Genomic DNA, 23,866 nt, shown 5'->3' with positions numbered 1-23,866 from the left:
ACCTATTGTTCTGATTAGCGCTTTAGATGCTAGACGGTGCTGACCGGATGCTTACGAAAAAAGCGCCAGCGAGCAACTTGAAAAAGCAAAACAACTGGCCAACATCCTAGAAAAACAATGCATCCTCTTAACAGCTAAACTTGATTCGGAAAAAGCTAAAACACATAGGGCTCTCGACTCGGTAACTGAGTACAAAATCAAAGCTAACGAAGCGATCAGGAATCAAACCCTTTTAGAAGAAAAATTGGACGATTTGCAAAACGACTTTAGAGAATTAGAAGAGCGCGCGCTAAAGACTGAGACATCTCTGAAAGAAGCCCCCGCCAAAATAGCACAGCAATTCCAGCATCTGAGTACAGACCTCACTAACGTTAGCAAGTGGATAAAAGCTTCAGGTGCAAAGGAAAGAGACGCTACCAACAACCTCTGCCTGCTAGTCATTGCAGGACTTCTAAAACTGCTCTTCGATAGAAACCGCCCTCACCACAACCAAGGAACTGCGTCAGATGCGATCTCAAAACAACGCTGGCGAGGAGTTGGAAAACGCAACATCGACGATACGTTTGCAGCCGCCAAACGCGCAGAAACTGAAGCATCACTGGAAGCCGAGGAATAGACATAAGGTACTAGGCAGTCTGCTTTTGAAGCCATAGGTTGGCTGGTTTTGACACAATATGTGACACTGAAAACCGGGTTGGCGGCCATCCCGCAGATCACCTTCATTGCTAATCTGCAGCTTGGACGACCCTAATTACAATCCCCGTCATGACAGGCAAATGCTAGGTTGTGATTCAACTTTTCACTAGGATCAAGCCCATCCACACCCTGCTCTACTTAACTTCTGCTTGAAGCTGTTCCAAAATAAATCTTAGCCTTCGTAGCAGTTCGTCATAGGTGACGATGTCTGCGATGTGCTTGTAGTGCCGGCGAGTCACTTCGAGGTCACGCAGTTGAGCGTGTGTAAGGCCTTTCTCCCGTCCCATGATTATCAGGCCACAAGGGTTCGTAATCTTGATCTGAAAACCAGGGGGCAGTTTGTCACCAATTTTCTTCCGCAGTGCAGCCTCGCCCGCTGGCCCCCAACGATTGAGATGGCGGAGGTATTTCTCAATCTGCATCACAGTGCCAGATAGGTCCCTCGAAGCGATGTGGTTGTCTCGATAGGTCCCTGAGGTGACTAGCCCTTTGGCGAACGGCCGTTTTATCTCGATTACATCTACGTTCCCAGATGCATCAACCAGGAGAAAGTCGAGGAATCGCTTAGTGTGGTTATCGGTATCTGGAATCTCGATTTCCGCAAAGGCTGCGATATATTTGGGATTTATGAGACAGACGATCTGAAGGATCTCTTTTTGCCAAGCCGCTTCAGAATAGCCATCTTCGCTATCAAGCATTTGTTGCAATTGACTAAGTAGAAACTCATATTTAGCAATCTCCACCTGGCGCACGTGTTTGAACAAATCCTTCCCTTTAGCCTGTGCACGCTTGTTTACGTAGGCGTTGAGCTGGGCTTCTGCATCTAGCTTAGCGTCCGAGTACTCCCTGACGACCCCGCTAACCCTCGCTTGAACATAACGTTCAATTTCGTAAGGAGTGGGAAATTGATCTATAAGTTTCTCGTACTCGAAGATAGGAATGGCATCTAGTTCAGTTCCACCAATGACGATGCGGCTAGGTTTCAGTTTAGCAATCACAGCCAATATAGAGACAGGACGATGAGTACTGAACCACCGCCATGTCAACGGAGCATCTTTCGAGAGGAGAACTGGTACATCGATACCCAGAACCACGGAGTTGAGACGAAAATAGTCACCATCACGACTGCCGATCTCGAATGCCATCCACTGATCGTCAAGATCGCTCGGACTCCCTAAGCCGGCATCGATGAAAGCACTATCTTCAAAGGGCAACTGATCATGCGCGATGAGATGTTCTTCAAAGAGATGGAAGGTCCGTTTGATTACAATCTCACCCTTTTCCTGAAGCTTCTTCAGAGCCCAACCTGTCCCGTCGTGCGGGCGGTACACAAGAATAAGTTGTTTCCCATCATCTTCAAATTCTACTGCTGTAGTGCCCATGGCTGAAAAAGCCTCCCTGCGTTCATTAAGCTATACCTGCCGCCATGCTCGAACTTTTTACTTACTGTCTGAATCGGCCTCAGCTTCCCAGGCAGTTCTGGCCTTCGGTTCCTGGCCGACAACTGCCTAATAAATCTGACCAATACGGGCCGGATTAATATAGCCTCTCGTTTCACCCTCCAAGCGGCTCTAGCTAACGCCTGCCCTGCGCCAGCTGGTTGACCTGTTCTTGGAACGCAGCGAGGTCAGCCATGATGCTCCCCAACGGATATAAATGTCCGTTCAGCATGCCTGAGCTCTCCATGGCGTTATAGTCAGCCTTCAGCCGGGCTAAGTTGTCCTTATCAGGAATTAAGTTCAGCTCGCCAGTAACGCAACGCTCATAGTGTGCTGTGCCGCTGTTGTAGAAGACGGACTTGAGCGCAATCACGTCATTTAGCAATTCGAGATCGTTCTTGGCGGTCGCGCCCACGTCATGCTGTAGGAGCATTGCTAAGTCGTACCAATGCCGTGAGATGCGGTCCTTGCCCTCAGGAATAGGCTTATTGCACTGCGCATGAATAAGCGTGACCTTCTCCCAGAAGGTTCTGGCCGGCGAGAGAACCACTACCTGCTCAGCTTTTGGGAAAGCAATGCCTTCGAATTGCTCGGCAATGTCCGGCTGAATCGAGTGGACTGCATTCGGTTCGATGATGTTTCGACCACCGAACTCCACCAGCACGTGATCACGCAAATAGCCTTTTGCCTCGGCGGCAATCGCTGGGTAGTTGATATGGATCGACTCACCGTCATCGCTCACGGAAAGCTGGCATTCCGTAGCGCATCCGTAGTTTTGTAACTGGTCGTTCAGATAGGGCAATACGGCCTCACGAGCGTAACGACCCACTTCTGCGATTAGGGCATTACTTATCTTTCGACGCTTTCCACCGGAGAGCTGTAGCAGCTCAGAAATGCTTTGCTCGCAGCCCAGCCCTCTGAAATCAACTGTAATGTCCACGTCCTCGGAGAAACGCTTTATCACGCCATGAACCTTCGAAAGGCTAGTGCCTCCCTTAAAAGCCATATCCTTTCGACCTGGCATTGAAAAAAGAAGCTGGAGTACCAGTGTCAGCCAAATGTCCTTCTCAATGACGCTTGGCGAGCGACCAGTCTCGTTGAAAGCCTCATCTAGGATTTCACGCTGACCAGCCTGGGGTATTTCGAAGTACGACCTTGGCACACATATTCCTTAGCGGAACCGGCCAATGCCGACCGCATCCACTCAGGCATCTTGCAGGCCATGAGCTTATTGAGTTCCTCGATGCTGAGCGAGCTGGCGATCTTACTTATGACCTGCTCATTCAACCCCTCTTTCCCGAGATATAGTAGCGCAGTCAGGGCCACCCCTACCTGGGTTCCAGCTTGCTGAAGTCGTTGCTGAGACGCATGACGCAACCGAACCACCGCGCTACCGATCTTGATTTCACGCGTCGATCCGCTGGTGTAGTAAGTAGGCAGAACCTGCATCTGAGTGCTTAGTCCCAGCCGGCGAGCAGCTTCTACGCCATGAACCTGGATAGTCTCACCTCTTGCTCTGGCGACCACTTCCATTACAGCAATAGGACTAGCTCGAACCTTCTTACCAGTGTACTCACTCTGCTTGGGACGCATATAGACACCGCGAGCAACGCGCTCTAGGGAACCACTGAGCACCATGCGGGACAGCGCTTTGTCTACCGAGGCACGGGAGCCAACCTGCGCGAAAACCGCGCCTGCAAATGGCTTACCCTTGGGCATGTGCTTAATACGGTTCGAGATAGACTCTGCGACAGACATAGCTGACTCCAATTACGTCAGAATAAACATGGATATTTTCTGACATTAAATCACATTATAAGCCTTATTTTTAGTAGCTTCCAGCATCCAGACTAATATCTATTATGGACTCCCAGTTCCTACGCTAAATATCGTTCCGAATGAAGCTTTTGTCATCCTCCACACACATAGTCAAGCTTAAGTTTTTGCAATCGCAAAACCGGTTTTTGCAATTGCAATGAAAGCAGTCCGCGACTTAGCGATCATCCCAACATGTTCTCAACAAGCCCCAAGGAGGCACAGGACATGGCAAAGCAAACCACCAGATCAGAACAACGGTTGATTAGGCTCCCAGAGGTACTCGCTCGCACCACGCTCTCTCGATCAACCGTCTACCGCGGCATAGCCGCTGGTAGCTTCCCCAAACAAGTACGCATAGGAGAAAAATCCACCGCCTGGTTAGAGTCAGAAATAAGCCTGTGGATTTCAGCTCAGGTCGCCAAGAGAACAGGGGTGATCAAATGATCAGCACACGCTACATAATGCGCCTGCCAGAAGTTATCGATAAAACAGGCTATAAGCGAGCAAGCATCTACAGCTTCATGAAGAATGGCACCTTTCCACAGGCACGGCGTATTGGGCCGCGCGCGGTCGGCTGGGATAGCCTGGAAGTTGAGGCATGGATTACCAAGCAGTTGGGTGAGGTGGCCTAAATGATAAACAAGAAAAAGGCCGACCCGAAGGCCAGCCCCAAAACACACAACCCCAATAATACCAGTGCCAGCGCTCAACGTACGCGTCTATTAGAGCGCCTGCGCCTGGCGCCTGTAGACACCTTCACCGCCCGCGACGAGATGAACTTGATGATGCCCGCCGCACGCATCAAGGAACTGCGCAACGCCGGCCACAACATCAAAACCCAACGCATCACCAAGACCGACCAGCACGGGCGCAAGCATGACGGCGTAGCGCTGTATTACCTAAGCCAGTCGGAGGCGTAACCCATGAGAAGCAACCAACACTGCAAAACAGCGGTGACGCTATCGGCTTGCCTGCTGAACGGTCGGCACTTAATGCTGACGCTGCAATCTGCTGGCCCGGATCTGATTTTGTTGCTGGCGCTGGAGGTGATGCTATGGACTACCTGAGCGCGTTCCGCGATGCCCTGCAATCGGTCTATGGGCAGATAGATATTAACCCGGTGGAAGACGGCAGCATTCACCGCTTTACCGTGCCTGGTGATCGCCCCGGCAGCAATAACGGCTGGTACGTCCTGCACGCTGGCTGCATTGCATCCTGGGCCTTTGGTAGCTGGAAAGCTGGCGACTGCCACACCGGGACCAGCCGGGAGCCTGCCGACCTAAAAGAAGCCGAACACCTGCGCCTTCAAATGGAACAGGCTCGACGACAACGGGAGGCCGACCAACGCCAGCGCCAACAAGCTGCTGCCGAGTATGCCTGCAGGCTCTGGCGTGATGCCCGCCGCGCTGACCCCGATCACCCCTACCTAGCCGCCAAGGGATGCCGACCGCACACCCTGCGCCAGTTGGGTGATGCTCTTCTGGTGCCACTAACCCGCAGCGGCGAACTGGTAAACGTGCAACGCATATACCCCGACGGCAGCAAGCGCTTTCTGTCTTGTGGCCGCGTAAAAGGCTGCTGTAGCCCGCTGGGGCTGATACAGGCAGGCCAACCGCTGTATCTGTGCGAAGGCTGGGCAACGGGCGCGACGCTGCACGAGAGCACCGGCCACCCGGTCGCATGTGCGATGAACGCGGGCAACCTGTTAGCCGTCGGGCGACAACTGACCCACAGCCACCCCGACGCCTTGCTTATCGTTGCTGGAGACGACGACCGCCAGACCGAAGGCAACCCCGGCAAGCGGGCTGCTATCACCACTGCCGCGACCTTGGGCTGTGGGCTGATTCTACCGCCCTGGTGCGGTGATGAACCATCGACCCTGACAGACTTCAACGACCTGCGCCAATGGCAGGAGGGCAAGCAATGACGCTGATACCTGAGCCAACCTACTCCAAGCCCATGCCCCTGCTGCCTGACACCGCAACGCCTACGCCCTACCCGCTAGAGGCATTGCCGGTGCTGATGCGAGAAGCCGTCCAAGCCATTGCCGAGCTGGAGCAAGTGCCGTTTGCTATCGCGGGGCAATGCGCTATTGGCGCTGCTGCGCACTTGGCGCAAACCCGTGTCAATGCATGGCACCCGGGAGGCAACCCGGCAGGCGCACCATGCGCGCTATTCATGCTGACACTTTTTGGGTCTGGTGAGGGGAAGTCAAGCGCACGCCGTCTGGCATTCAAAACGATTGACGAGGCCGAGCGGGAGGCCCGCAACCTGCACCGGCAAAAATGCGAGGAGATCAGCATTCAAGCACGGCAACTCAAGGGCAAAGCTCGAGAGGAGTTTATGGAAGCCAACCCGCTGCCGGAGGACCCACGCACCCAATACAGTGATGCGACGTTCGAGCCACTGGCCGGTGACTTTATCCGAGGCAAGGCTGCCGCAAGCTGGGACACTGACGAAGGCGGGCAAATGCTTGGGGGCTCATCACTCAAGGCAGACACCGTGGCCGCAACACTGGGAGGACTAACAAAAGCGTTTGATGCTGGACACTTCGAGCGCACCCGTTCACGCGGCAATGCGGAGGGCTCTGGCGTAGCTTATAACCGCCGCCTAAGCATTCACCTGCTGGCCCAGCCTATAGCGGTGGCCGAAGCCCTGAGTAATCCACTACTGACCGGCCAAGGCTTCCTAGCGCGCTTTCTGTTTGCCGCACCGGATAGCCTGGCAGGAACGCGATTCATCACCGTGGAGTCATTAAGCCGCAGCGCCTATTGCGATGCACGCGTGCAACGCTACTGGGCACGCTGCAAAGAGATAGCCGCTAGCCCTGAATATATCGACCCGGAAACCAACGAAGTAACACCGCCTTTATTGGATCTAGACGCTGCTGCAATACGCCGCTGGACCGACTTAAAGAACGATATTGAATCTGAACTAGGACCGCTGGGTAACTACGCCGGGATCAAGCCCTTTGCCAACCGTGGTGCAGAACAAGCGCTGCGCCTGGCTGCGGTGCTGGGATGCTTTGAAGGGCTGGAGCAAATCAACGGAGACTGCTTGCACCGTGCTTGCCTGCTGGTAAGTTATTCATTATCGGAGTGGCTACGTTATACGGAGGTAGGGGGTGCCAGCCCCCTGCTGAAAAATGCAGCCTATGTCATGAGCTGGATGCTCCACCCCGCGCGAGTGGATAACTGGCAGACGTTCAATAAAGCAAAGGCTGGTAAGTCTTGGCCCCCTGCGATTCGACCCGCCAAAAAGCGTGACGCGGTATTGACTGTGCTGGTGGAACACAAGCACATACTGACCACCAACGGCGAGCAATTCAGAATCAATCCTTGTGCGGAAACTGCGGAAACTGCGGAGAGCCAGCAACGACATGCCTTACCAGTTGCGGATGAACTGCGAATAGTTGCGGAAAGCCGGAAGCCTGAGCACCCCGCATATCCGCAATCCGCAGATTTTCCGCAAATCCCCTCAGATTTCCCGCAACCCAAAACCAAGCAAACACGGGGCCTTCCGCAAAATCCGCAGCTTCCGCAGCTTCCGCAACTTCAACTATCCGCAGACACCCAGCGCTATGGTGGCGAACTATGAACGCCGCCGTCCTCATCGAGCAAGCAAACACGGCGGGCATCATACTGGCGCTGAATGGTGAAAGTTTAGCCTGGAGCGCCCGTAAGCAACCGTCGCCCGAATTACTGATCCAGCTACGCGAAGGCAAAGCCCAAATCATCGAGCATCTACGCCAGCAGCAACACGGCTGGCTGGATCGTGTGGCCGCCCTACTAAACACCAATGCCGGCACGCTGTTAGAGCATGGATTAATTGACTTGGACGACCTGGCGGAGCAGTACCAAAAGCACCCACGTTTTGCGGCCCTACTGATCGAAACTAGCCCAGCATGGCAAAAGGTTAATCTAGTACGAGACGAGGTACGAGCACCCTACGCTCGGGAGGTGCGTACCGAATGCGTACCGACCAAGGTTAACAAAGGAAACACCCCTAAGCGGGAGAACAGCACCAACAAGCGAAGAGCACCGGAGTGGATAGCAGGACGTGACGCCTTCCACAACCATGCGGTAGGCAACTGCAATAAATGCTACCCGCCTGCGGCCCGCTACTGCCCGACCGGCTTAGACTTGCTGGCGCTATACCAGATGGCGATGCAATGAACGGCTCGGATGCTCTGCGAAAGCTATGGCGTAAATACCATCTAGCCAATCAAACCCGCCATCAAGAATGGGCTGAAAGTGGCTACTGCCGCCCACCACCGGAGTCCGCGTCCTATCCTGACGCCCTGCGCGGCCTTACGTGTGGCGCCAAGACTAGAGCCGGCACACCGTGCAAACGTCGTGACTTATATCTATCTGGCCGTTGTCGATTACATGGCGGCCTATCGACTGGCCCGAGGGGCAAGAGGCTAACCCCATGAGAGGTTGTCAAAAGTTAACCTTTCGAAACCCCTAAACGGATCGCCGCCCCTATTTGCGAAACAACCCCATGCAACCCGCAACACCCCGCCCATTGGGTCCTTTCCCTAACCCCGGCCATTGCGGGTAATTCGAGTCCCGGTGCTTCCCTAGATACGATCCTGCGCCGGCAGCCGGTTGTTGCTTCCTAGTGTCACCGAATGATCGCGGATCACGAGAATGGCAGGGGTGGGCTAAAACTCTGACGCTTTTCTGGTGGAAACCGCTTCCATAACTTCCCCATCATAAACCCGCACAATTTTTCTACTTTCTGAACGGCAGAAGCGTTGCAAGAGGTCAGGAGAGTGGGTGGGTTAAAACTTCCGGCGAAGACCAACCCGAACGACGGGGAGAGCCAAATACTTGTATCCACAAAATTCATGTTTTGTTTAGATACCCAAAAAATTCAGCGCAATGAAGGATCGATGGCGAGACCAAAAGGCCTCTATTCAGGAGTTAGAACCAAAGCTTGCGCTGACCGTGAGACCACAAAAAAGCCCGCGCTTGGCGGGCTTTAGAGTCTAAAGGAATTTCAGGCAAACACTAAAGTACCATTAGCAAAAACAGCTGATACTTCACGGACTTGGGGTCGCGAAGCTTCGTAGGCATCTTTGCTTAAATTCCGATCTTGCGATGAACGGATGCTCCCGCCGATTTCGGCGTAAAAACCCTTGTCGGCAGACTTGGAAGCCTTGCCGCTGACTTGTCCGGATGTTTCACGATATTCAGTGATCATGAGAATACCCTACGTGAGAATGAACGAGACTTGGTTCGTTTAGCATGGCAAATTTCTCTCCACGCTTTATAACTCCGACATGTGTTCGACCGCCAACGGTAGCGATGCCGGTTTCGAAACGCTGCATTCCAGACTGCAGATTTACCAATAACTCTACCAATTCGACAGCATATTGCGTTGGAAGGTTCGCAAAGTCAACGGTGGTTACGTAGTCGTAGATAGGCAGATCTACACCTACCTGGGGCAGGCTAATCGGAAAAGTGCCCGGAACTGCAATTCCGGCGCCGTTCAGTTGGTCCAAAACCGATTTCGCAATCTGTTGAGCTTGCGTAGTCAAATCGTCCCCTACCTTTCTAAAGATAGCTCTTTGAAGCCGGCTGTCAATTCCCATTAAAAGACGCTCTACAAAGTCCGCTTGGCCCGCCCAGCAAGCGCCGGTGCCAGACCCATCCTCAAATTGCCTTACCCTGGTATTTTCTTTAATGGAAACTTTGTAGAGAGGGCTTCCCTGTTCCTCTGATGAGTAACCACCAATTATGAACTGCAGGTCTGGGAAATGTTGGCGCTGCTCTTCTCCAGCCGTAGAGAAGCTGACAGATGCCTCCCACTCTGCCCTCATGTGATCGGCAAACGAGCCTACGGCCTCTCTCACAGACGAGAAACCTTTATCGTTGGCACACGTTTCCCTGCGGAAATTGCCGGCGTGACCGGCGATAGTTAGGCCGTTCATTGTAGCCATCCCGGCTGTAACCCCCGCTACGGAGCATTCGTCATCCTCAAAAACAAGAAACATTTTTTGAGCGCCGGTGAATACGTCAGTCACAACGTGGCGCAGCTCGGATGCGGAAAAAACTTTATTGCCTTGAGCATCAATTATGTCGTTGCCCGCGAGATCCTTAGCAAAACTGTCTCCATTAGAAAATGGCATTACGGCAAGAGCCGTCCTGCTAGATAGGCTGTCGCAGCCAAGTACCACGCCTTCGTAGGTTGATATAGCAATATTAATAGTCACTTAAAATGCTTTCCCTTGTTTTATAAGCCGACTTCATTGTCGGGGTGTCCAGCAGCAGACGCCTATATTGACCATAGATCGCCGAGAGCCAGAAGAGCGGGAGTAATGTCTCTCACCTCGATTTAATCGGGAACAAGGGCGGGCCGTCATAGACGATCTGTAGGTACGCTACGCTCGTGTAACTGATTATCGGTTCATAAAGAATTTCTGTCTATTTCCGTCTAATGAAAAGCTTTAACAGTTATCGCGAGACCCGAACCATCACAACCTTAACCACCACTTCAAACACTAACCACTCGATCGCCTTCCGCTCGGCCCAGCGCTCAATGCGCCTCAAGAACCCCGCTGAGCGTATAAGCCGCATTAACGCAACCTTCCCATCCGAGCTGTTTACACCTCGCCTGAATGCCGCCTATCAAAATGATCTGTCAGAAATGAGGCTAGTGAGCAGCGCGGTAGCAACTATTTCCCTGACCACAACGTCTTGAGTTTGGATTTCATACCCCCGACATCAACTTGAGATTTAGCCAAAAAAACCTTGTGGGGGATCAAGTGGGGGAACAGAAATTCATACAAACAACAAGGCCCCGATATACGGGGCCTATATGCTTGTATCTGGCGGAGAGTCAGGGATTCGAACCCTGGGAACTGTTGCCAGTTCAACGGATTTCGAATCCGTCCCGTTCGACCACTCCGGCAACTCTCCTAAGTCGGCGCGCATCATAACAGCTTTGACTGATGCGGCGGTAGGGGTTAGCTCAGAGGGACGCCAAGACGCTGGGCCACTTCTTCATAGGCCTCGATAACACCACCGAGGCCCTGACGAAACCGGTCCTTGTCCATTTTCTTGCCGGTGGCCTTGTCCCACAGGCGGCAACCATCCGGGCTAAATTCGTCGCCCAACACGATCTCACCCTTGAACACGCCAAACTCAAGCTTGAAGTCCACCAGGATCAGACCGGCCTCATCGAACAGCCGACTCAGGATACTGTTGACCTGAAGTGTGAGCTCCTGCATCCGCTTGAGCTGCTCTGCGGTAGCCCAGCCAAACGTCACCACATGGGATTCATTGATGAAGGGGTCGCCCTTGGCATCATCCTTGAGGAAGAGTTCGAAGGTGGGCGGCGTTAGCGCCTTGCCTTCTTCGATGCCGAGACGCTTAACCAGGCTTCCGGCAGCATGATTACGCACTACGCATTCGACCGGAATCATGTCCAGCTTCTTCACCAACACTTCCGTGTCGGAAAGCAACGCATCAAACTGAGTAGGAATACCGGCCGCTTCAAGCTTTTGCATAATGAAGGCATTAAACCGGTTGTTGACCATACCCTTGCGCTCAAGCTGTTCGATCTTTTTTCCGTCAAAAGCAGAAGTGTCGTTGCGAAACAGCAGGATCAAGCGATCCGGATCGTCGGTAGTGAATACCGATTTGGCCTTGCCGCGATAGAGTTCTGTGCGTTTTTCCATTATCGGCTCCCGCTGTGCGCAAAAAGTGGTTGGGTCATGCCCGTTATATTCTGCCAGGGCAGCCCCTGGTTCTGTTCGGCCAGGTGCAACTCACCTGACCATCCGGCTAAAGCGCCATGCAATTCGTCCAGCGCCAGATCCGGCCGGTTATTTTTCTCGCTGATGTGCGCAATCGCCACATGCCGTAGTACGGAGCGATCCATTGCCGTCAGGAGCCCGGCAGCCTGCTGATTACTCAAATGCCCCAGATCACCTGCCACTCTGGCACGTAAACTGGGCGGATAGGGTCCGTTGGCCAACATGTGCGGATCGTAGTTGGCTTCAAGAAACAGCCCGTCCAATCCTCTGTAGCGTTCAATAATCCAGGGGGTGATCATGCCGGTATCCGTCAGAATGCCGAACCGGTACTGCCCACTGTCGAAGATGAACTGACACGGCTCACGCGCATCATGGGGTACAGCCACCGGCTCAACATGCAGCTCACCAATGGTAAAACCCCGATTCAGCTGCACGACTTCAACTGGCGCCTGAAATTCGCGTAACGCATGCAAGGTGCCGTGGGTCATGTAAACCGGCAACTGGTAACGCCTGGCCAGCGCCTCGACGCCCTTTACATGATCGGAATGCTCGTGCGTGACTAGGATCGCGCTCAGTTGCCGCGCACTCAAACCAACCTGGGCCAGCCGTTTTTCTGTCGCACGCAGACTGAAACCGCAGTCAATCAACAGACGAGTCTGACCGGACTCGACAACCGTGGCGTTGCCACGACTGCCACTGCCCAGCGAGCAATACCGCATAGGTTATACCCGCTTGATCAGTTCAGGTTCATCTGGATGCGCTCGAGCACATCGGTTGCAACCCTTGGATCTGCAGCGGTGTTGATGGTCTCATCCACTGTGACCTGCACGGTGCCACCAACAGCAGTCAAGCGAACCTCGGTGCGCTGCGCTCTGTCGTCTTCAGAAGCCTCGTCCCGACCGAAGAGCCGACCGAAGAAACCAGGCTCTTCCTGATTGCTGGCAGCCTGGGCAAGATCGATGTAGTAAACACCCGAACTGCGATTCAGGTCGGCTATGCGGATATCCGCCTGGCTGAGTGCCTGCCCGATAGCCGCCCAGGCTCGATTGAAATCGCTTTGCAGGGTTAAAACCGGATTGCCTGCGCCATCACGTGCAAGTACTGCCCGTGGACCTGCCTGGGCAGCCACCAGCGAAGTAATTGAAGCACCGCTGCTGGATTGGTTCAGATAGGTCTCGATTTCCGCCAGCACGGCTCTTTCGAGATTGGCGTTATCCGAGTTTGTCGGCCAATCGCTAAGCGTACCGCCCTGGCTGCGCGACATCTGGGTTATGTAAATCTCGCTGTTTGCGCCTTCCACACCCGGCTCGACCCGCATACGAAAACGGTGTTCCTGGCCCTCGATTCTGCGGCCCTCGCCGATGGCAGGGAGAATGCGGCGCAGCAGCGGATTGTCCGCCTGCAGGTCAAAGGCAACCCAATCGCTCTGCAATTGCCCAAGACTCGGGGTCTCGCTTGCCACTGGGACCTGATAATCATTCCAGAACTGGCGCACTAGAGGCCAAACTTCGGCGGCGCTGCGTTGTGCCTGTACCCATCGAATGGACCCATTCTGTTGCAGGGAAAACTCGGCCGCATCAGCGCTGACCAACATCGGCTGGGGACGGGGTACTTCGAACTTCTCGCTGGTCTCCTGAGCTTGTACCTGCCCGGGCACTGGCAGCAGGTCGCCCAGTGGCTTGCTGTTCACGCCCGCCGGAATATCAATTCTTGGCTCGATAACAACACCCTGGTAGTCCGATCCACGATCCCGGAAATAGCCATCCTCACCAGCGAGATAACCACAGCCGCCCAGACCAGCAAGCAGCGCGAGCGTTAAAGCACCCAGTACAGGCTTCATAAACAATTCCTTGGTATACATGGTTCGAGGCGATTTCACAGGATGCCGCATTCGCGAAGGGCAGCACGTACCGATTCGTGGAAGCGAGGACTGAGCGAAGTCAGCGGTAACCGCAGCGAGTCAGCCATCATACCCATCTCATGGAGTGCCCACTTCACTGGAATCGGATTGGATTCAACGAACATGGCCTTGTGCAGAGGCATGAGAGATTCGTTCATCTGACGCGCAAGATCAGCATTGCCTTCAAGCGCAGCCTTGCACAACTCATGCATTGCCTTGGGCGCCACATTCGCGGTGACGGAGACGTTACCCTTGCCGCCCATCAGAATAAGTTCCGCCGCAGTAGGATCGTCGCCAGAGTAAACCGCCATGCGATCAGCAACGCGATCAATCAGTTCGCGCGCCCGCTGGAGGTCCCCTGTCGCTTCCTTGATGCCGATAATATTACTTATGTCGGCCAGACGCTCCACGGTTTCCGGCAACATGTCACAGGCAGTTCTACCCGGGACGTTGTAGAGAATCTGAGGAACTGCCACTGCTTCTGCAATGAAGCGAAAATGCTGATACAAGCCTTCCTGGGTGGGCTTGTTATAGTACGGCGTCACGAGCAGGCAGGCATCGGCGCCTACACTGCGGGCCGCTTCTGTGAGCTCAACAGCTTCGCGGGTAGAGTTGGCACCTGTACCCGCAATGACCGGAATACGCCCGGCCACCTGGTCAACCACGCGCCGGATTGCTTCTTTGTGCTCGGCCATGTCCAGAGTCGCCGACTCGCCGGTAGTGCCAACGGCCACAATACCGTCGGTGCCTTGATCGAGGTGAAAATCAATCAGGCGCTCCAGAGCCTGCCAGTCAAGCCCGCCCCGTGAATCCATCGGTGTTGCCAGCGCCACCAGGCTGCCTGAAATCATGCAACTGCTCCAGTTGAAACATTGACCCGCAATGGTACTTTCGCCGTGCTGTCAGCACAAGGGAAGCCACACACAAATCGCCGCCCAACAGAGCCTTGCAAGATGTCTGCGCGGTCCTGCTCGCGGCAAGTCGTCCTCAGCACGTTGACATTGATCCCAGGGGCATAGAGGGCGACAATAATGCTTCTGACGTCTTGCCATAACCTGCACCGCAAGCCGCACATCAGCTTTTGAGGAACACCATGTCGACCCCAGCACCACAGAAGGAACAGTTCCTGGTTATCAGTGCCCTGGGCGGGCAAACCACCACATTGGTCACCACCTTTACTCGGTTATGCATGGAGCAGCGTTGTTTGATCGTCAGCAGTCGCATGAGCAGACACGGTACCTGCTCTGCCCTGCTACTACAGGTCAGCGGGAACTGGGATGCGCTGGCACGCCTGGAGACGTTGCTGCACACAGTGGCCCGTCGTGAGCAATTCACCCTTTCGATGAGCCGGAGCACCACACTGGACGAAAGGCCCCAGGCGCTGCCGTACAACGTGTTTGTCACCGCGGCACAGCGGCCAGAATTATGCGGAGAGCTGTGCGCTTTTTTCCAACAACTGGAAATCGACATTGAGGAACTGTTCAGCTTTACCTACATGGCGCAGCACACAGGTACCGCCATGCTGAACATGACGCTGACCATCGCCATACCGGCAAAAACGCAACTTAGCTGGCTGCGTGAACAATTTCTGGATTTTTGTGACGAACTCAATCTGGACGCGGTCATCGAGCCCTGGCGACCAGTACACTGAACACCGAACCTTTGCCCGAACCTGAAACCCAACGCGAAAGGAAAAAACCGGCATGACCATTGAACTGGACCAACCCGTACCTGCGTTTACCGCCCAGGCTACCAGCAGCGTAACAGTCGACTCAGAGCAGCTCAGTGGCCAGCATTACGTGCTGTATTTTTATCCCAAGGACAATACGCCGGGCTGCACTACCGAAGGCCAGGATTTTCGGGATTGCCACGACGATTTTATTGCGGCCAATACGCGGGTGTTCGGTGTATCACGTGACAGCCTGCGCACCCACGAAAACTTTCGCAGCAAACAAGGCTTTCCCTTCGAGCTGATTAGTGACGCGGACGATTCGCTCTGCCAGCTGTTCGACGTAATCAAGATGAAGCAGATGTATGGCAAGGAGTATGAGGGTATAGAGCGCAGCACTTTCCTGGTTGATGCCCAGGGCGTGCTGCGAGGGGAATGGCGGAAGGTGAAGGTAAAGGGCCACGTATCAGAGGTATTGGCTGCAGCCCGGTCTCTTTAGCACTCTCGATTATCAGGGAGCCTCAACCACCTCCGCGGGTTGCGGCTCCGGGTCCTGTTCATGCGTCCCCGGCCATGCGTTGAGGACAGCCTTGAACAAGGTGGCCAGCGGAATGGCAAAGAATATTCCCCAGAACCCCCACAGCCCGCCAAAAATCAGTACCGCCGCAATGATGGCGACGGGATGCAGATTGACTGCTTCGGAAAACAGAACCGGTACCAGGACGTTGCCGTCAAGGGCCTGAATCACTGCATAGACAATCATCAGCACCATGAACTCGTTACCCAACCCCCACTGGAAGAGTCCGATCAGGGCGATGGGAATTGTCGCGATGGTGGCACCTATGTAAGGAACCAGGACAGACAATCCGACCATGACTGCCATCAGTGCAGCGTAATTGAGACCCAGAACAGCGAAGGAGACATAACTGACCGCACCAACGATCAGTATTTCCACTGCCTTGCCACGAATATAGTTACCAATCTGCTGATTCATCTCGGTCCAGACTTCGTTCATCAACCGCCGATCACGGGGCAGCCGCCCTACCAGCCAGGCAATGATCTTGTCGCTATCCATCAGAAAAAAGAAAACCAGAATCGGCACCAATACCAGGTATACGAGAATGGTAAGGAGCATGGGCAAGCCTGCCAGAGATTGGGACAGCACCCATTGCCCGAACTGACCGAGCTCACCATTGATCGACGCCACTATGCGTTCAATTTGGCCTGAGGAGACCAGCGCAGGATATTGTTCTGGCAAGTGCGCCAATTGCGCCTGCCACTCGACCAGCATACGCGGCAACTCGTTGAACAGATTGATTACCTGCCGCCACACCAGCGGCACGATGATGCCGAACAGTGCTGCCAGCGCGCCAAGAAACAGCAAAAACACCAGCCATACAGCAATGGTCTGGTGCACACCCCATTTCTCAAGCCGGGTCACCATTCCCTGCAATAGATAGGCGAGCACAACCCCTGTCAGCAGCGGAGCAATACTGTCGCCGAAGGTGATAATAATCGCGAAACCCAACGCGAGCAGTACCGCTAGAACGACTGCTTCCTCGTCGGAAAAATAACGATGCACCCAGTTACGGAATACCTTGATCATGCCTGTTGATCTCACTCCTTGCGCAACCAATAATGAAATTCGTTGTCCTGAATGGATGAATCGAGTAATTCGTGTCCGGCAAGCTCGCAGAATCGTTTGAAATCCCGTTGCGACCCAGCATCGGTTGCCAACACCAGAAGAATCTGGCCGCCAGCCAGTCTGTTGAGCGCCTGCTTTGCTTTGAGCAAGGGCAATGGACAGCTCAATCCTCGGGCATCGAGTGTCTGATCGGCGGTAAACGTGATGGGGACTTCAGCCATGCGAGGGCTCCTGATCAACTAGTGCTACAGTATAACCCCTCGGGGGTTGATGGCAGATAACCTTATCCCACTGGATACGCAGGTAACCATGCATAGCATCACAGCGCTACCTATCGGGCGATTACACACAGGTTTGAAAGGGCTGGCCCTCGGGCTGTTAGTCAGCCTTGCCTCACCGGTTGGCGCCACAGAGTTCAACCTGCCGTCCCTGGGAGATACCAGCTCGTCTATCATGTCTTCTCAGCAGGAGTACCAGTTGGGTCGGGCCTGGCTTTCAATGCTGCGCGGCGCCGTCCCTACCATGGACGATCCTTTGCTGAAGGATTTTATCGAGCGTCATGTATACAGTCTTGTAGAAACCAGCCAGTTGTCCGACCGACGCCTGGCATTTGTCCTGATTGAAAGTCCGCAACTGAATGCCTTTGCCGCCCCTGGCGGCGTAGTCGGCGTGAATGGCGGACTGTTTCTCAATGCCTACACCGAGGCCGAGTTCGCTTCTGTCATGGCCCACGAATTGGCTCACCTCTCGCAACGTCATTTCGCCCGCAACCTGCAGCAGCAAGAGCGCATGCGAATACCCATGATGACCGCCATGCTGGCCGGTGTCATTCTGGCGGCAGCTGGTGGTGGTGACGCGGGCATAGCTGCGTTGGCATCCACTCAGGCGGCAGCCATACAGGAACAGCGGCGCTTCTCCCGACAAAACGAGCAGGAAGCAGACAGAATCGGTCTGATAAACCTGGAGCGTGCTGGTTACGATCCTGAGGCGATGCCCGACATGTTTGAACGTCTCTCTCAAATGAGCCGTTTCAGCCGCAAGCCGCCGGAATTTCTATTGACCCACCCGGTTACCCAGTCGCGTATCTCTGACTCGCGCAATCGGGCAGAGCAACTGGAGAAAGGCGGTCAGAGCGACAGTCCCGAGTACCAGATGATGCGTGCCCGAGTTCAGCTGTACTACGAACAAAGCCCAGGGCTTGCGGCTCAGCGTTTTCGCATCTTGCTCGAAGAGCATGACGGTGATCACGCTGCGGCACGATACGGGCTTGTACTCGCCCTGATCCGCAGCGGTCAGCACGAGGAGGCTCTCAGCGCAATTGAACCGTTACTCGCCGAACAGGGAGACAACGTTGCCGTCAACCTCGCGGCTGTGGAGCTGGATATCAGTCGAGGCTTGCTGGAGAAAGCCCTGGCACGGGTAGACCGTCTTCTCAAGATCAACCCCGACAGCTATCCACTGCAGGAGGCCAAGGCCGATATTTTATTGCGCAGTCGACGTTATGCCGAAGGCGAGAGGGTGATCAATCGCTTGGCAAGCCAGCGTGAAAACGATCCCGATGTATGGTATATGACCGCCGAAATACGCGGTCTGGCGGGCAACATTGTCGGTGTTCATACCGCCAGAGCAGAGTATTTCATGCTGGCCGGCGACCTTGACCAGGCAGCCGAGCAATTGGAGCTGGCCGCCGTGCGCGCAGATGATGATTATGTACAAAGCGCCCGCATTCAGGCCCGGCAGCAATACCTGATGGAGCAGCGCACCATCATAGAGAACCTGTGATCTGTGATCAGGCATTACCGACCGCATTGAGGCGAGCATTACGGGTGAATTCGAGCATCCTCTCCAAGGGCTTGACCGCGCGGGGAACAAGATGCTCTGGCACGTGAATCTCATTGGTTCCCTGCTCCAAACTTTGCAACAGCGCCGGGAGAGTGTTCATCGCCATCCAGGGGCAGTGCGCGCAACTGCGACAGGTCGCTCCGCTGCCCGCAGTGGGCGCCTCGATCAACAGTTTGCCCGGTGCTCCCTGCTGCATCTTGTAGAAGATGCCTCGATCAGTAGCGACGATAAAGGTCTCATTGGGTAAGGTCTGGGTTGCCTTGATCAGTTGGCTGGTAGAGCCCACCACATCCGCGAGCTCCACTACCGACATGGGGGACTCGGGATGGACCAGAATGGCAGCATCCGGATACACGGCTTTCAGATCCAGCAGCGCCTTGGCCTTGAATTCCTCATGGACGATGCATGACCCCTCCCAGAGAAGCATATCGGCACCCGTCTCACGCTGTATGTAATTGCCCAGGTGCTGATCCGGTGCCCAAATGATCTTTTCGCCTTTATCCATCAGATGACCGACGATTTCGAGTGCACAGCTGGAAGTCACTACCCAATCCGCACGCGCTTTGACCGCAGCTGACGTATTGGCATACACCACCACGGTGCGATCGGGATGCTGGTCGCAAAAGGCCGTAAACTCCTCTATCGGGCAACCGATATCCAATGAACACGTGGCCTCCAGCGTTGGCATCAGAACCTGTTTCTCGGGGCTAAGTATTTTCGATGTTTCGCCCATGAAGCGTACGCCAGCTACCACAAGAGTGCTGGCTGAATGTTCCTTGCCGAAACGAGCCATCTCCAAAGAGTCGGAAACGCAGCCACCTGTCTCCTCGGCCAATGCCTGCAAAACCGGATCGGTGTAGTAATGGGCCACCAGAACAGCGTTTCGGGCATCCAGGGCCGCGCGGATCCGTGCCTTGTAATCCGCTTCTTCCGCGACTGTGAGGGGCGCGACCTGCTTGGCTGCAAGATGAGCCTGAACCAAAACCCGCTCGGGAATTTGTGACATGACGAAGATCCTGTGATCGTAACAATAGCGCTGATTATACCACGCCGACCGCTGTGAATAATCGATCAACGGTGTACCCCAATAGAGTGCTCGGGCATACAGACGAGAACAGATACGCGGACTGTCTGACTCGCATATCTGACAATCTCTCGACCAGCATTTCTGGAGTTATTCTGCCCTCCATGCTGAAGGGATCATCGATTCGACTGCGATACGCTTTAAAACGAGGAAGGAACAAACCGGTTGCGACCTGTGAGCACAGTGTTACTGAGCATCACGACCATAGCGAGTATCGCTTGCTGTCTGCCGGAATGCCGGTGACAGCTCATGTCTGAGGGAGGAGTTACAGGGATCTGATGAGGATGTAGAGCGCCTGGAACGGCGAGCAGAGCTTCGAGAGTCCGCCGCCGCTCAGCATGCAAGCTACTCAGCTACGCGCGCGCTCAGCGTCACGTAAAACCTTGATCTGATCGTGATTACGCAGCACACCTTGGTATTGGCGCTCTACCACCTCACGCACATCCGCAGGCAGATGTGCTTCGAGCGCTTCCTTGTAACTCTTCTTTGCAACATCTTCCCCACGCTCACACTCGTTGAGAATCGCCTTTTCGTCCTTGCCTGAGATCATTGACTTGAGATCAACCCAGCGCCGGTGAATGTCGCCAGCCATGCTGGTATCTTCCTCAGGGTCGCCACCCAGGCGAGTCACGATAGCCTGAAGCTCCGTTGCCGCCTTACCGCACTCGGTCGCGTGATCACTGAGCAGCGCCTTGAGCTCGGGACGTTTCACGTCATCGGCGCATACCTTGAAACCTTTTTCACCATCCTTAGAGGTTTCAATCAAATCGTTGAGTACTTTGATGGTTTCTTTAGCTGCTGAGGTCATGGACTTCCTCCGTTAATTACATGGATGCAGAAATGAAATATCGCAAAACACGTCATTTCATTTGCCAGAATTTGGACGTTGCGAGCATGCGGAGGTTCAAACATTAACTCGAGTCGGCGCAGTCGAAAAACGAAAACCGACGCTCAGCTATTTGATTAAGGAGAGCTGGTATGGAAAAAATATTTGGAAAAAGCGCGGGGGTGGCGCCTATCAAAAGAACAGAGAGGGAGGTAAAAATGGTGGGTCGTGTAGGATTCGAACCTACGACCAATTGGTTAAAAGCCAACTGCTCTACCAACTGAGCTAACGACCCGGAACGCGCGCTATAGTACTGATTTATCAGATAAACTCAAGTTTTTTTTACTGTCTCGCATAAGGTGTCGGATCATTTACCCCCGCGGCAACAAATCCCTCCGAGCGCAGACGGCAGCTGTCACAACGGCCACAGGCCCGTCCAAGACTATCTGCCTGGTAGCAGGAAACAGTAAGACTGTAATCGACCCCAAGCTGCACGCCTGCCTCGATTATTCGACCTTTGCTCATATTCTGCAGTGGGGCTCTGATGCGGAAGCCGGCACCCTCCACTCCTGCACGTGTGGCCAGGTTTGCCACACGCTCAAATGCTTCAACGAAAGCCGGTCTGCAATCGGGGTAGCCTGAATAGTCGACCGCGTTGACACCGATAAAAATATCCCGAGCTTCGAGCACTTCTGCCCAACCCAGTGCCAACGCCAGAAAGACCGTGTTGCGCGCAGGCACATAGGTAACCGGAATCCCTTCACCCGCCACCTCAGGCACATCAATACTATCGTCGGTCAAGGCTGAGCCGCCCATGCCATCCATATCCAGCTTTATGACCTTATGGGCTTCCACCGCGGCACTGGACGCGAGCCGCGCTGCTGCGTTCAGCTCCGCACTGTGGCGCTGTCCATAATCAAAGCTCAACGTGTAGCAGCGATACCCTTCTGCCTGGGCCATCGCCAGAACCGTCGCCGAATCCAGGCCACCGGAAAGTAGGACTACTGCTTTTTTACTATTGGCCATGTCAGTGTCCTGGCTCATCGTTCCAGAGATATTTATGCAACTGCAGCTGAAAGCGTACCGGGAGATTGTCCTCAACAATCCAGTCGGCCAGCAGCCTCGGGGCAAGCTGTCCGTGACTGGGCGAGAAGAGTACGTCCCCTACTCTTTCGTACAGCGAATACTCATCGAGCTTAAAGCGCGCCCATTCGTAATCCTGCCTGCTACACACAACGAACTTCACCTGGTCATGCTTCCCAAGCACCGCCATGTTTGAATACAGGTTGCGGCTGGACTCTGCCGAATCGGGTGTCTTGAGGTCCACCACGCGGCTCACCCGCGAATCCACCGCACTTACATCCAGTGCACCACTGGTCTCAAGGGATACGTCATAACCTGCTTCACAGAGCGCTTGGAGCAAGGGCACGCAATTGGGCTGGGCGAGGGGCTCCCCACCGGTCACACAGATAAAACGCGGTTTGTAATCAGCTATCTGGGCGAGGATAGCCGCCAGGGTTTGAGTTTCTCCACCGATAAATGCGTAAGCGGTATCACAGTACTGACACCGTAGAGGGCATCCAGTAAGGCGCACGAATACGGTGGGCAGCCCGATAGAGCGACTTTCGCCCTGAAGAGAATAAAATATCTCCGTGATTCGGAGCGTCGAGGAAAGATCTACTGACATGGTTGGCATCCAGGGCGGAACTGCGGAAAAGGCAGAAGCCCAAAGGGACTATCGCTCGCACACCTGATGGATCAGGAAACGAACATGACGGCCGTAATGGTGAAAGGAAAAACCAGCACCTCTTGGCCCGGACTGTTTAGCCCAGACCGTCCAGATCACGCCTTGCCAACTGAGCTGCAGAGGAATTCGGGTGCCGGGTAAGTACTTGCTGATACAGCTCTATAGCCTTGTCACGATTACCCAGACGGCGCTCGACGTCCGCGAGCTTGTAGAGCGCATCGGCTTCCTTGCGGTGACCGGGATACTCGCTAATCACTAACGCGAACGCGCGGCCAGCAGAATCCAGGTTGGACTCCACGAGGTGAATCTCACCCAACCAATACTGCGCATTCCCAGCGTACTCGCTGTTCGGGAAGCGTCTGACGAAGGCACTGAAAGCCTGAATCGCCTTTTCGAAATCTCGCGCCTTGACCAGATCAAAGGCTGCATCGTACATCAATTTTTCTCGCGCCGGATCGACCTCAGCCGCACCGGTACTGCCTTGCGGTGCTGTTGCACCACCATTGTTTCCCGGCTGACTAGCAGCAGGGCTTTCACGCGCATCAATCGGGGCCTGCTGATCTGTCTGACTCGGTGCCGCACCAGCGCCCGCGGACAACCTGCGGTCGATATCCTGGTACTGATCCAGCTGATCCTGCTCCATCTGCTTGACACGGTATTCCTGCTCCTCCAGCCTGCCGCGCAACATGGCGACTTCCTGTTGAAGCTGATACAGCTGCTGCAATAGCTGGCCCTCTATCGAGGTACCAGCTGTGGCCTGCGGGGACGCAGGGGTAGACGATTGACTACCGCGGACACCGCCCGCGCTACCGTCAATAACCGGCACCTGTGCCATTGCCGCGATTGGCAACAGCATCAAAGCAACTGTTAAACCCCTGAACCCTTTCATATGACCTCTTACTTACGCAGTTCTACGCGACGGTTCTGAGCCCAAGCTTCTTCGCCTGAACCCATGGCAGCCGGCTTCTCTTCACCGTAGGAGACCAGCTCCAGCTGTGAAGGAGAAACGCCCTGACCAGCCAGGTAGCGCTGAACGGCGGCAGCACGACGCTCGCCCAGAGCCATGTTGTACTCGCGTGAGCCACGCTCGTCAGTGTGGCCTTCCAGCACTACACGGTTACCTGCAGCACGAAGATCCTTGGCATGCACATCAAGGGCACGCATGGCCTCAGGCTTGAGATCAGCGCTATCGAGCTCAAAGTAGAACGTAGTGACCGCACGCAGCGCAGCTTCTTCGCTGGACATGTTGTCGCCTGTCGCAACTGGAGTGGTGTAACCAGCGTTTGGATCAACTGCACCCATGCCGCCAGTGTCGCCACCTTTAGAAGAACAACCAACAACTACGCCCAAAGCTACAACCAGCGCCGCAAATTTACCGAATTTAATTACTTGCATCATAAGACTCCTGGAAAACCCCACATGTTTTAATGATTTT

At 54.5% G+C, this 23,866-nt stretch carries 28 protein-coding genes and 2 tRNA genes; 11 read left to right on the top strand and 19 right to left on the bottom strand.

What is annotated here, in order from left to right:
* Positions 1-244: 244 nt before the first annotated feature.
* Entirely contained in the window at positions 245-616 is a 372-nt protein-coding gene (locus tag AAC076_RS14545) for a hypothetical protein (protein ID WP_339846989.1), read from the top strand.
* Between the two features lie 214 nt (positions 617-830).
* Here AAC076_RS14545 and AAC076_RS14540 read toward each other — a convergent pair whose 3' ends face one another.
* The 3 genes from AAC076_RS14540 to AAC076_RS14530 all read right to left on the bottom strand — a co-directional run bounded on the left by AAC076_RS14540 (position 831) and on the right by AAC076_RS14530 (position 3,893).
* Positions 831-2,078: a Shedu immune nuclease family protein gene (locus AAC076_RS14540; RefSeq protein ID WP_339846987.1), complete on the bottom strand. Its 1,248-nt coding sequence runs from the start codon at positions 2,076-2,078 to the stop codon at positions 831-833.
* Positions 2,079-2,271: 193 nt separating this feature from the next.
* A complete protein-coding gene (locus AAC076_RS14535; protein WP_339847004.1) occupies positions 2,272-3,159 on the bottom strand; it encodes a nucleotidyl transferase AbiEii/AbiGii toxin family protein in 888 nt (295 codons plus the stop codon).
* An 86-nt stretch (positions 3,160-3,245) separates the two neighbouring features.
* Positions 3,246-3,893, bottom strand: coding sequence for a DUF6088 family protein (locus tag AAC076_RS14530; RefSeq protein WP_339846985.1), 648 nt, complete (start codon positions 3,891-3,893; stop codon positions 3,246-3,248).
* A gap of 252 nt (positions 3,894-4,145) precedes the next feature.
* Between AAC076_RS14530 and AAC076_RS14525 the strand changes: the two genes are divergently transcribed.
* Genes AAC076_RS14525 through AAC076_RS14495 form a run of 7 tightly spaced genes read left to right on the top strand, consistent with a single transcriptional unit; the run spans position 4,146 to position 8,128 of the window.
* Entirely contained in the window at positions 4,146-4,397 is a 252-nt protein-coding gene (locus tag AAC076_RS14525) for an AlpA family transcriptional regulator (RefSeq protein ID WP_339846983.1), read from the top strand.
* A complete protein-coding gene (locus AAC076_RS14520; protein WP_339846980.1) occupies positions 4,394-4,585 on the top strand; it encodes an AlpA family transcriptional regulator in 192 nt (63 codons plus the stop codon). Before AAC076_RS14525 ends, AAC076_RS14520 begins: the two co-directional genes overlap by 4 nt.
* Positions 4,586-4,873: a helix-turn-helix domain-containing protein gene (locus tag AAC076_RS14515; protein ID WP_339846978.1), complete on the top strand. Its 288-nt coding sequence runs from the start codon at positions 4,586-4,588 to the stop codon at positions 4,871-4,873.
* A 3-nt stretch (positions 4,874-4,876) separates the two neighbouring features.
* Positions 4,877-5,020: a hypothetical protein gene (locus tag AAC076_RS14510; RefSeq protein WP_339846976.1), complete on the top strand. Its 144-nt coding sequence runs from the start codon at positions 4,877-4,879 to the stop codon at positions 5,018-5,020.
* Complete coding sequence (locus tag AAC076_RS14505; protein WP_339846973.1) at positions 5,008-5,880, top strand: toprim domain-containing protein; 873 nt, start codon at positions 5,008-5,010, stop codon at positions 5,878-5,880. Before AAC076_RS14510 ends, AAC076_RS14505 begins: the two co-directional genes overlap by 13 nt.
* Entirely contained in the window at positions 5,877-7,550 is a 1,674-nt protein-coding gene (locus AAC076_RS14500) for a DUF3987 domain-containing protein (protein WP_339846970.1), read from the top strand. Before AAC076_RS14505 ends, AAC076_RS14500 begins: the two co-directional genes overlap by 4 nt.
* Complete coding sequence (locus AAC076_RS14495; RefSeq protein WP_339846968.1) at positions 7,547-8,128, top strand: hypothetical protein; 582 nt, start codon at positions 7,547-7,549, stop codon at positions 8,126-8,128. The genes AAC076_RS14500 and AAC076_RS14495 overlap by 4 nt, the downstream gene beginning before the upstream one ends.
* Positions 8,129-8,957: 829 nt before the next feature.
* Here AAC076_RS14495 and AAC076_RS14490 read toward each other — a convergent pair.
* The 7 genes from AAC076_RS14490 to dapA all read right to left on the bottom strand — a co-directional run bounded on the left by AAC076_RS14490 (position 8,958) and on the right by dapA (position 14,469).
* Entirely contained in the window at positions 8,958-9,161 is a 204-nt protein-coding gene (locus tag AAC076_RS14490; protein WP_339846965.1) for a hypothetical protein, read from the bottom strand.
* A complete protein-coding gene (locus AAC076_RS14485) occupies positions 9,151-10,173 on the bottom strand; it encodes a hypothetical protein (RefSeq protein ID WP_339846963.1) in 1,023 nt (340 codons plus the stop codon). Before AAC076_RS14485 ends, AAC076_RS14490 begins: the two co-directional genes overlap by 11 nt.
* A gap of 616 nt (positions 10,174-10,789) precedes the next feature.
* A tRNA-Ser gene (locus AAC076_RS14480) sits at positions 10,790-10,879 on the bottom strand.
* 47 nt (positions 10,880-10,926) lie between these two features.
* Positions 10,927-11,640 carry a phosphoribosylaminoimidazolesuccinocarboxamide synthase gene (purC, locus tag AAC076_RS14475; protein WP_339846961.1) on the bottom strand — a complete coding sequence of 238 codons (714 nt, stop codon included), beginning with the start codon at positions 11,638-11,640 and terminating at the stop codon, positions 10,927-10,929.
* Positions 11,640-12,437 carry an MBL fold metallo-hydrolase gene (locus AAC076_RS14470; RefSeq protein ID WP_339846958.1) on the bottom strand — a complete coding sequence of 266 codons (798 nt, stop codon included), beginning with the start codon at positions 12,435-12,437 and terminating at the stop codon, positions 11,640-11,642. Before AAC076_RS14470 ends, purC begins: the two co-directional genes overlap by 1 nt.
* Before the next feature lie 17 nt (positions 12,438-12,454).
* Positions 12,455-13,558: an outer membrane protein assembly factor BamC gene (gene bamC, locus AAC076_RS14465; RefSeq protein WP_339846955.1), complete on the bottom strand. Its 1,104-nt coding sequence runs from the start codon at positions 13,556-13,558 to the stop codon at positions 12,455-12,457.
* A 35-nt stretch (positions 13,559-13,593) separates the two neighbouring features.
* Positions 13,594-14,469, bottom strand: coding sequence for a 4-hydroxy-tetrahydrodipicolinate synthase (dapA, locus tag AAC076_RS14460; protein WP_339846952.1), 876 nt, complete (start codon positions 14,467-14,469; stop codon positions 13,594-13,596).
* 242 nt (positions 14,470-14,711) lie between these two features.
* Here dapA and AAC076_RS14455 point away from each other — a divergent pair, with 242 nt between their 5' ends.
* A complete protein-coding gene (locus AAC076_RS14455) occupies positions 14,712-15,269 on the top strand; it encodes an ACT domain-containing protein (RefSeq protein WP_150277614.1) in 558 nt (185 codons plus the stop codon).
* Positions 15,270-15,321: 52 nt separating this feature from the next.
* A complete protein-coding gene (locus tag AAC076_RS14450; protein WP_339846947.1) occupies positions 15,322-15,786 on the top strand; it encodes a peroxiredoxin in 465 nt (154 codons plus the stop codon).
* A gap of 12 nt (positions 15,787-15,798) precedes the next feature.
* On the opposite strand, the gene AAC076_RS14445 is transcribed toward AAC076_RS14450, so the two are convergent.
* Together AAC076_RS14445 and AAC076_RS14440 are read right to left on the bottom strand one after the other, a co-directional pair.
* Positions 15,799-16,893 carry an AI-2E family transporter gene (locus AAC076_RS14445; protein ID WP_339846945.1) on the bottom strand — a complete coding sequence of 365 codons (1,095 nt, stop codon included), beginning with the start codon at positions 16,891-16,893 and terminating at the stop codon, positions 15,799-15,801.
* Between the two features lie 11 nt (positions 16,894-16,904).
* Positions 16,905-17,153, bottom strand: a complete 249-nt coding sequence (locus tag AAC076_RS14440) for a sulfurtransferase TusA family protein (protein ID WP_339846942.1) — start codon at positions 17,151-17,153, stop codon at positions 16,905-16,907.
* A 232-nt stretch (positions 17,154-17,385) separates the two neighbouring features.
* Between AAC076_RS14440 and AAC076_RS14435 the strand changes: the two genes are divergently transcribed.
* Complete coding sequence (locus tag AAC076_RS14435) at positions 17,386-18,714, top strand: M48 family metalloprotease (RefSeq protein WP_339847001.1); 1,329 nt, start codon at positions 17,386-17,388, stop codon at positions 18,712-18,714.
* A gap of 7 nt (positions 18,715-18,721) precedes the next feature.
* Here AAC076_RS14435 and nadA read toward each other — a convergent pair whose 3' ends face one another.
* From nadA to pal, 7 genes are all read right to left on the bottom strand, one after another.
* Positions 18,722-19,780: a quinolinate synthase NadA gene (nadA, locus tag AAC076_RS14430; protein ID WP_339846939.1), complete on the bottom strand. Its 1,059-nt coding sequence runs from the start codon at positions 19,778-19,780 to the stop codon at positions 18,722-18,724.
* A 427-nt stretch (positions 19,781-20,207) separates the two neighbouring features.
* On the bottom strand, positions 20,208-20,666 hold the full coding sequence (locus AAC076_RS14425) for a PA2169 family four-helix-bundle protein (protein ID WP_339846936.1): 459 nt from the start codon (positions 20,664-20,666) through the stop codon (positions 20,208-20,210).
* 237 nt (positions 20,667-20,903) lie between these two features.
* Positions 20,904-20,979, bottom strand: a tRNA-Lys gene (locus AAC076_RS14420).
* A 47-nt stretch (positions 20,980-21,026) separates the two neighbouring features.
* Positions 21,027-21,710: a 7-cyano-7-deazaguanine synthase QueC gene (queC, locus tag AAC076_RS14415; RefSeq protein WP_339846935.1), complete on the bottom strand. Its 684-nt coding sequence runs from the start codon at positions 21,708-21,710 to the stop codon at positions 21,027-21,029.
* Between the two features lies 1 nt (position 21,711).
* Positions 21,712-22,371 (bottom strand): 7-carboxy-7-deazaguanine synthase QueE, encoded by a 660-nt coding sequence (gene queE, locus AAC076_RS14410; protein ID WP_339846932.1) that lies wholly within the window; start codon positions 22,369-22,371, stop codon positions 21,712-21,714.
* Between the two features lie 136 nt (positions 22,372-22,507).
* Positions 22,508-23,320, bottom strand: coding sequence for a tol-pal system protein YbgF (gene ybgF, locus AAC076_RS14405; RefSeq protein ID WP_339846930.1), 813 nt, complete (start codon positions 23,318-23,320; stop codon positions 22,508-22,510).
* A gap of 8 nt (positions 23,321-23,328) precedes the next feature.
* Complete coding sequence (gene pal, locus AAC076_RS14400; RefSeq protein WP_339846999.1) at positions 23,329-23,826, bottom strand: peptidoglycan-associated lipoprotein Pal; 498 nt, start codon at positions 23,824-23,826, stop codon at positions 23,329-23,331.
* Between the last annotated feature and the right edge of the window lie 40 nt (positions 23,827-23,866).

It is taken from the genome of uncultured Halopseudomonas sp. (assembly GCF_963977355.1).
Taxonomy (GTDB): Bacteria; Pseudomonadota; Gammaproteobacteria; order Pseudomonadales; family Pseudomonadaceae; genus Halopseudomonas.
This window is presented reverse-complemented; position numbering and strand designations above follow the sequence as displayed.

Bases quoted from the DNA above. Each gene is read 5' to 3' on its own strand.
- purC (WP_339846961.1), bottom strand. From the start codon at position 11,640: ATGGAAAAACGCACAGAACTCTATCGCGGCAAGGCCAAATCGGTATTC.
- AAC076_RS14445 (WP_339846945.1), bottom strand. From the start codon at position 16,893: ATGATCAAGGTATTCCGTAACTGGGTGCATCGTTATTTTTCCGACGAG.
- ybgF (WP_339846930.1), bottom strand. From the start codon at position 23,320: ATGAAAGGGTTCAGGGGTTTAACAGTTGCTTTGATGCTGTTGCCAATC.
- AAC076_RS14495 (WP_339846968.1), top strand. From the start codon at position 7,547: ATGAACGCCGCCGTCCTCATCGAGCAAGCAAACACGGCGGGCATCATA.
- AAC076_RS14515 (WP_339846978.1), top strand. From the start codon at position 4,586: ATGATAAACAAGAAAAAGGCCGACCCGAAGGCCAGCCCCAAAACACAC.
- queE (WP_339846932.1), bottom strand. From the start codon at position 22,371: ATGTCAGTAGATCTTTCCTCGACGCTCCGAATCACGGAGATATTTTAT.
- AAC076_RS14530 (WP_339846985.1), bottom strand. From the start codon at position 3,893: ATGTCTGTCGCAGAGTCTATCTCGAACCGTATTAAGCACATGCCCAAG.
- AAC076_RS14440 (WP_339846942.1), bottom strand. From the start codon at position 17,153: ATGGCTGAAGTCCCCATCACGTTTACCGCCGATCAGACACTCGATGCC.
- pal (WP_339846999.1), bottom strand. From the start codon at position 23,826: ATGCAAGTAATTAAATTCGGTAAATTTGCGGCGCTGGTTGTAGCTTTG.
- queC (WP_339846935.1), bottom strand. From the start codon at position 21,710: ATGGCCAATAGTAAAAAAGCAGTAGTCCTACTTTCCGGTGGCCTGGAT.
- AAC076_RS14540 (WP_339846987.1), bottom strand. From the start codon at position 2,078: ATGGGCACTACAGCAGTAGAATTTGAAGATGATGGGAAACAACTTATT.
- AAC076_RS14455 (WP_150277614.1), top strand. From the start codon at position 14,712: ATGTCGACCCCAGCACCACAGAAGGAACAGTTCCTGGTTATCAGTGCC.
- nadA (WP_339846939.1), bottom strand. From the start codon at position 19,780: ATGTCACAAATTCCCGAGCGGGTTTTGGTTCAGGCTCATCTTGCAGCC.
- bamC (WP_339846955.1), bottom strand. From the start codon at position 13,558: ATGAAGCCTGTACTGGGTGCTTTAACGCTCGCGCTGCTTGCTGGTCTG.
- AAC076_RS14520 (WP_339846980.1), top strand. From the start codon at position 4,394: ATGATCAGCACACGCTACATAATGCGCCTGCCAGAAGTTATCGATAAA.
- AAC076_RS14510 (WP_339846976.1), top strand. From the start codon at position 4,877: ATGAGAAGCAACCAACACTGCAAAACAGCGGTGACGCTATCGGCTTGC.
- AAC076_RS14525 (WP_339846983.1), top strand. From the start codon at position 4,146: ATGTTCTCAACAAGCCCCAAGGAGGCACAGGACATGGCAAAGCAAACC.
- AAC076_RS14535 (WP_339847004.1), bottom strand. From the start codon at position 3,159: ATGCCAGGTCGAAAGGATATGGCTTTTAAGGGAGGCACTAGCCTTTCG.
- AAC076_RS14450 (WP_339846947.1), top strand. From the start codon at position 15,322: ATGACCATTGAACTGGACCAACCCGTACCTGCGTTTACCGCCCAGGCT.
- AAC076_RS14470 (WP_339846958.1), bottom strand. From the start codon at position 12,437: ATGCGGTATTGCTCGCTGGGCAGTGGCAGTCGTGGCAACGCCACGGTT.
- dapA (WP_339846952.1), bottom strand. From the start codon at position 14,469: ATGATTTCAGGCAGCCTGGTGGCGCTGGCAACACCGATGGATTCACGG.
- AAC076_RS14425 (WP_339846936.1), bottom strand. From the start codon at position 20,666: ATGACCTCAGCAGCTAAAGAAACCATCAAAGTACTCAACGATTTGATT.
- AAC076_RS14505 (WP_339846973.1), top strand. From the start codon at position 5,008: ATGGACTACCTGAGCGCGTTCCGCGATGCCCTGCAATCGGTCTATGGG.
- AAC076_RS14500 (WP_339846970.1), top strand. From the start codon at position 5,877: ATGACGCTGATACCTGAGCCAACCTACTCCAAGCCCATGCCCCTGCTG.
- AAC076_RS14435 (WP_339847001.1), top strand. From the start codon at position 17,386: ATGTCTTCTCAGCAGGAGTACCAGTTGGGTCGGGCCTGGCTTTCAATG.
- AAC076_RS14490 (WP_339846965.1), bottom strand. From the start codon at position 9,161: ATGATCACTGAATATCGTGAAACATCCGGACAAGTCAGCGGCAAGGCT.